5 protein-coding genes are annotated in these 6,172 nt (G+C 73.2%); 4 read left to right on the top strand and 1 reads right to left on the bottom strand.

Translation table 11 applies throughout. The annotated features are described in order from the left end of the window. Positions 1-252: 252 nt before the first annotated feature. From L7D48_RS24145 to L7D48_RS24130, 4 genes are all read left to right on the top strand, one after another. Positions 253-960 (top strand): response regulator transcription factor, encoded by a 708-nt coding sequence (locus L7D48_RS24145; protein ID WP_237882437.1) that lies wholly within the window; start codon positions 253-255, stop codon positions 958-960. After that, the gene (locus L7D48_RS24140; protein ID WP_237882434.1) at positions 957-2,411 is read left to right on the top strand and encodes a HAMP domain-containing sensor histidine kinase; all 1,455 of its coding nucleotides are present in this window, start codon (positions 957-959) and stop codon (positions 2,409-2,411) included. The genes L7D48_RS24145 and L7D48_RS24140 overlap by 4 nt, the downstream gene beginning before the upstream one ends. Positions 2,412-2,537: 126 nt before the next feature. Beyond that, the gene (locus L7D48_RS24135; protein WP_237882432.1) at positions 2,538-4,136 is read left to right on the top strand and encodes a CAP domain-containing protein; all 1,599 of its coding nucleotides are present in this window, start codon (positions 2,538-2,540) and stop codon (positions 4,134-4,136) included. Positions 4,137-4,402: 266 nt separating this feature from the next. Continuing rightward, complete coding sequence (locus L7D48_RS24130; RefSeq protein WP_237882430.1) at positions 4,403-5,224, top strand: hypothetical protein; 822 nt, start codon at positions 4,403-4,405, stop codon at positions 5,222-5,224. Positions 5,225-5,307: 83 nt separating this feature from the next. On the opposite strand, the gene L7D48_RS24125 is transcribed toward L7D48_RS24130, so the two are convergent. Then, positions 5,308-6,172, bottom strand: an 865-nt coding sequence (locus tag L7D48_RS24125; RefSeq protein ID WP_237882428.1) for a SulP family inorganic anion transporter, incomplete at its 5' end; no start/stop codon positions are given.

Genomic DNA, 6,172 nt, shown 5'->3' with positions numbered 1-6,172 from the left:
GGCGGGGTGGGCCGGGTCGTCCCGACCACGAACTGGACGGTGAGGCTCACCGTCGTCACGCTGAGGGACGTGCACGACAGCCACAGCAGTACGTAGCGCAGGTAGCGGGGCACCGCCCCATACTGCCCGACCGCGCGCCGCCGCCCGCGCGAGGGCCCGGGAAGGTCCGGGAAGGCCCTGAAGGTTCGCGAAAGCCCCCTGACAGGGCACTGGTCGCGGACGCGCCGGCGGCACCCGTTACCGTCCCTGGCCATGGCATCGGTACTTCTGGTCGAGGACGACCCCGTGATACGGGCCAGGCTCATCGACGTCCTGTCCCGGCACGACCACGTGGTGCGCAGCTCCCCCTACGGCTTCGAGGCCCTGCGGGAGGTGACGCGGCAGCCGCCGGACGCGGTGGTGCTCGACCTGGGGCTGCCCGACCTCGACGGCGTCGACGTCCTGCGCATGCTGCGCAGCATCTCGCAGGTGCCGGTGCTGGTGGCCACCGCGCGCGACGACGAGGCGGAGATCATCCGGCTGCTCAACGCCGGAGCCGACGACTACCTGGTCAAGCCCTTCTCCGGCGGGCAGTTGGCGGCCCGGCTCGGGGCGGTGCTGCGCCGCTCCGCCGCGGCGGCCGAGCGCCCGGGCGTCCCGGAGGCGGAGCCCCGGGACGGCGCGATACGCGTGGGCGGCCTGGCCATCGACCGGCAGGCGCGGTCGGCCTTCCTGGACGGCAGCGAACTGCGCCTGACCCGGCGGGAGTTCGACCTGCTGGCCTATCTCGCCGAGCGCGCGGACCGGGTGGTGCCGCGCCGCCGCGTCCTGGCGGACGTGTGGCGCCAGTCCTACGTCGAGGAGCAGACCCTGGACGTGCACGTGTCCTCCCTGCGCCGCAAGCTCGGCGAGCGGGCGAGCCGGCCGCGCTATCTGCACACCGTGCGGGGCGTGGGCATCAAGCTGGTGACGCCGCGATGAGACGGACGCTGGCCGGCGTCGCGCTGGCCGTCACCTCCATGGTCGCGCTGTCCTTCCTGATTCCGCTGGCCCTGCTGGTCAAGTCCGAGGTGAGGTCCCGGGCGATCACGGTGGCCGAGCAGCGGGCGGCGGCACTGGCCCCCGTACTGGCCCTGACCACCCGCCCGGACGAGGTGCAGCAGGCCTTGGCCGAGGTCGACGACACCGGCCGGCTGGGCGTCCACCTGCCCGGCGGACGCCTGGTGGGCACCGCCTACGCGCCCGCCGACGCGTGGCGGCGGGCGGCCCGGCAGCAGCGGACCTTCGCCCAGGACACCGAGGGGGGCTGGGTCCATCTGCAGCCGGTGGTGCTGGCCAGGGACCGGGTGGCGGTGGTCGAGTCCTTCGTGCCGCGCGCCGAGTTCGAGCGGGGCGTGGGCACCTCCTGGATGGTGATGTCGGCGCTGGCGCTGGTCCTGGTGGCGGGGTCGGTGCTGGTCGCCGACCGGCTGGCCGCACGGGTGGTGCGCGCATCGCGGGACCTCTCGCGCGCCGCCAACGCCCTGGGCGAGGGGGATCTGGACAGGAGGCTGGAGCCGAAGGGCCCTCCCGAACTGCAGGAGGCCGGCTCCGCGTTCAACGCCATGGCCGACCGTGTCGTCGAACTGCTGGCGATGGAACGCGAGTTGGTGGCCGACCTCTCGCACCGCCTCAGGACGCCGCTGACGGCGCTGCATCTGGAGTCCGAGCGCATCGCCTCCGGACTGCGGCGGGAGGACGCAGACCGGCTGGAGACGGCCGTCACCCACCTGGAGGAGGAACTCGACTCCATCATCAAGGCGGCCCGCACGCCTCTGTCGGCGGCCTCGTTCGCCCCTGCCCCGCAGGGGCCGGGGACCTCGTGCGAGGCGGCGCGCGTGGTGTCGGCGCGGACCGACTTCTGGTCGGTCCTGGCCGCCCAGCAGGGCCGGGACTGCGCGGTGACGGTGACGGACGAGCCCACCCCCGTGACGCTGCCGGAGGAGGACCTGGCCGCGGCCGTCGACGCCCTGGTCGGCAACGTCTTCCGGCACACCCCGGAGGGCACGGCCCTGGCGGTGGGGGTGCACCGCACGGCACACGCGGTGGTGGTGACCGTGGACGACGCCGGCCCCGGCATCCCCGATCCCGAGCAGGCGCTCGCCCGGGGTGCGAGCGTCGGCGGCTCCACCGGCCTGGGCCTGGACATAGCCCACCGCGCCGCCGACACCGGACGGGGCCGGCTGGAGGTCGGCCGCGCGCCGCTGGGCGGGGCGCGGGTGCGGATGGAGCTGGAGCTGGCGCCGGAGCGCTCCCCGGGCGGTGAGCGCGCCTCCCACGGGCGGCGGCGCCGGACCTGGCTCCGCCTTCCCGGGCTCTCCCGCCTCCGTCCTCCCCGTCCCCGCAGGGGGCGGACGGAGGCGGGCAGGCGAGGGGCCGACGGCCCGCCTTAGCTGTTCCTTAGCTGTCCCTGAGGGCACTTTGAAACCCGCTCACCTCGCTGATCCGCGGCGATAGCGTCCCCTCGGACGTCGCCCCGGGGCGATCCCCCCACGAGTGAACGGAGCGGATCTGTGAAGGTGAAGCAGCAGCGAGGACGGCGGGCGCGCAGACGCCCGATGGTGCTGAAGGCGGCCATCGGCGCCGCCGCCGCGTCCGTGGCGGCCACCACGATCGTCGTGCTGCAGCCCGAGGCGGACGCCATCCCCGCGCCCTCGCTCCTGAGCGCGGCCCAGGCGAGCACCCTGGCCCACCGGCTGGAGGCGAAGCTGGGCGAGGAGGCGGCCGGGTCCTACTACGACCCCGCCGAGAAGAAGCTGGTCGTCAACGTCGTCGACGGCGGCGACCTGACGGCGGTCCGCAAGGCCGGAGCCGTGGCGAAGGAGGTGGCCAGCACCACCGAGGAGCTCGCCAGGGCCAAGTCGTCGCTGGACCGCAGCACCCGCACCCCCGGCACCTCCTGGGCCGTGGACCCCCGCACCAACAAGGTGCTGGTCACGGTGGACTCGACCGTGACCGGGAAGAAATGGCGCGAGCTGCGCCAGAAGGTCGCGAAGCTGGGCGGCAGGGCCCGAATAGAGCGGATCGGGGGCGTCTTCGAGCCCTTCGTCGCCGGCGGGGACGCCATCACCTCCGGCGGCTCCCGCTGCTCGGCCGGCTTCAACGCCCGCAAGGGGGACGAGTACTTCATCGTCACCGCGGGCCACTGCACGAAGAAGGGCGCCACCTGGAGCAGCGGCGACTCCTCGCGGCAGCGGGTGGGCAGGGCCGTGGAGAGCAGCTTCCCCGGTGACGACTACGCGCTGATCCGCTACGACAACCCCGATGTGCCGCGTCCCGCCGCCGTGAACCTCTACAACGGCGGCACCCAGGAGATCACCGGCGCGGGCGAGGCGTTCGTCGGCCAGCGCGTCCAGCGCAGCGGCAGCACCACGGGCCTGCACGGCGGCACCGTCACCGGGCTGAACGCCACGGTCAACTACCCGCAGGGCAGGGTCCACGGCCTGATCCGCACCGACGTGTGCGCCCAGCCCGGCGACAGCGGTGGAGCGCTCTTCGCCGGCAGCGTCGCCGTCGGACTCACCTCGGGCGGCAACGGCGACTGCAGCAGGGGCGGCACCACCTTCTTCCAGCCCGTCACCGAGGTCCTGGACAAGTTCGGCCTGACCGTCGACCTCGGCTCGAAGCCCCCGGCGGACGGCGAGCCCGGCACCCCGCGGCCCACCGCGCCGGAGCGGACCCCCGCACCCGAGCCGACCGCCTCCCGGCCCGCCGAGCCGGAGCCGGAGACGGACGACGCGGCCGCGCGACGGGTGCTCCAGCTGGTCAACGCCGAGCGGGCCAAGGCCGGTTGCCGGCCGCTGACGGTGGACGAGAGGCTGTCCCGCGCCGCCCGGACCTACGCCGGAACCATGGCGGAGCGCGGCGTGCTCTCCCACGTCGGCCCCGACGGCTCCACCATGGCCTCGCGGGTCGAGGCCGCCGGATACTCCTGGTCCGCGCTGGCGGAGAACATCGCCAGGGGCCAGAGGACCCCGGAGCAGGTGATGAACGGCTGGATGAACAGCCCCGGCCACCGCAGGAACATCCTCAACTGCGCCTACCAGGACATCGGCATCGGGGTGAGCGAGAAGGCGGGCGGCCCCTGGTGGGTCCAGAACTTCGGCAAGCGCCGCTGACCGGCTGATCCCCGCGCCCGCCGCACCGCCTTCGCCCCGCCCCGACCCCGGCGGGGCGGGGCGAAGGCGGTGCGGGCGGGGGTTTCACGGCCCGGGTCCGGGATGATCACATCACCGTCACGATCGAACGCCGGTCCGAAACTTCCCGTCTCCGCCGCGGCGTGAACTCCTAGAGTTGGCCCGTCACAGGGACCTGTGGCGGGCCTGTGCCGGAAACGCCCTCCGGGCGACGGTTGGGGCCGTCAACGGAGCAGAAAGAGCACACGATGCGATCCACCGCCGTACGCCGTACCGCCCTCGCCGCCTCCGCGGCCTGCCTGGCCCTGCTGGCCACCGCCTGCGGCGGTTCGGACTCCGGCGGGGGCGACGAGGAGAAGGCCAAGGCCGGCCAGTCCGAGAAGTCCTCCTCCGCCGGGCCGGCCGCCGGGGCGAAGACCTCCGCCGAGCTGGAGAAGCTCGTCCTCGCCGACGGCGACGTGGAGGGCCACAAGGTCGAGAAGCTGGGCGCCGGGGACAGCGTCTCCGCCAAGGAGGTCTCCTCCGACAAGGACGAGTGCGCGCCCCTGGCCCACGCCCAGCTCGGCGTGCCGCTGGGCGACCCGGCGGCGACCGCCCAGCGCATCGTCACCCAGGAGCCCGAGAAGCCGGCCGACGGCGGCACGGGCGGCTCCGAGGAGCTGACCGAGGAGGACCTGGAGAACTTCGAGGACGCGATCATGGGCGCCCTCGACGCCACGACGACGATGGTCACCCTCAGCTCCTACGAGGACGGGGGAGCACAGAAGGCCCTGGCCGACCTGCGCACCGCCGCCGAGTCCTGCTCCGGCGGGTTCACCGGAGGTGTCAAGGGCGACGGGCAGAAGGTGACCGGCATCGAGGAGGAGAAGGTCACCGGTGGTGAGGAGGCCGCCGCCTGGACGGTGACCAGCGAGCAGGAGGGCGAGAAGGTCCCGCTCAAGCTGGCCGTGGTCCGCCAGGGCGCCACGCTGGCCGTCTTCTCCTCCTTCAACATCGCCGCCGCCGGCAACGGTGAGGACTTCGACCTCCCGACCGCCGTCATCGAGGCCCAGACGGAGAAGCTCGGCTGACGCCTCCGGCATCCGCCCGCACATCGGCCCTCCGGCGCGAAAGCACCGGAGGGCCGATGTGGTTCCGGGAGCGTCCCCGGCGGTCAGTGGCTGTCGGCGAGCTGCCCGGCGAGCTTGCCGTGGATGGCGGCGCTGGCCTTGTTGAGGCCGACGATGGTGACCTTCTTGCCGCGGGCGGCGTACTTGGTCTCGATCGCGTCCAGGGCGGCCACCGAGGAGGCGTCCCAGATGTGGGCGTCGGACAGGTCGATGACGACGTCGTCGGGGTCGCCGGCGTAGTCGAACTGGTAGACCAGGTCGTTGGAGGAGGCGAAGAACAGCTCGCCGGTGACCGCGTAGACGACGCTGGTGCCGTCGGGGTCCACCACGCCGGAGACCTCGGCGAGGTGGGCGACGCGGCGGGCGAAGATCACCATGGCGGTGATGACGCCGACGACGACGCCGATGGCGAGGTTGTGGGTGGCCACGACCACGGCGACGGTGACGGCCATCACGGCGGTCTCGCCCACGGGCATCCGCTTGAGGGTCTTGGGCCGGATGGAGTGCCAGTCGAAGGTGGCGAAGGAGACCAGGATCATCACCGCGACCAGGGCGGCCATCGGAATGGTGGAGACCACGGGGCCGAAGGTGACCACCAGGATGAGGAGGAAGACGCCGGCGAGGAAGGTCGACAGGCGGGTGCGGGCGCCGGAGGTCTTCACGTTGATCATGGTCTGGCCGATCATCGCGCAGCCGCCCATGCCGCCGAAGAGGCCGGTGACGACGTTGGCGATCCCCTGGCCGATGGACTCGCGGGTCTTGCCCGAGTGGGTGTCGGTGATGTCGTCGACCAGCTTGGCCGTCATCAGCGACTCCATCAGCCCCACCAGGGCGAGGGCGAACGCGTAGGGGGCGATGGTGACCAGGGTGTCGGTGGTGAAGGGGATGTCGGGCAGGCCGGGGGTGGGC

Source organism: Streptomyces sp. ICN903, from assembly GCF_022015835.1.
Classification (GTDB): domain Bacteria; phylum Actinomycetota; class Actinomycetes; order Streptomycetales; family Streptomycetaceae; genus Streptomyces; species Streptomyces fenghuangensis.
This window is presented reverse-complemented; position numbering and strand designations above follow the sequence as displayed.

Excerpts from the sequence above, each read along its gene's own strand:
- L7D48_RS24145 (WP_237882437.1), top strand. The coding sequence starts at position 253 with ATGGCATCGGTACTTCTGGTCGAGGACGACCCCGTGATACGGGCCAGG.
- L7D48_RS24140 (WP_237882434.1), top strand. The coding sequence starts at position 957 with ATGAGACGGACGCTGGCCGGCGTCGCGCTGGCCGTCACCTCCATGGTC.
- L7D48_RS24130 (WP_237882430.1), top strand. The coding sequence starts at position 4,403 with ATGCGATCCACCGCCGTACGCCGTACCGCCCTCGCCGCCTCCGCGGCC.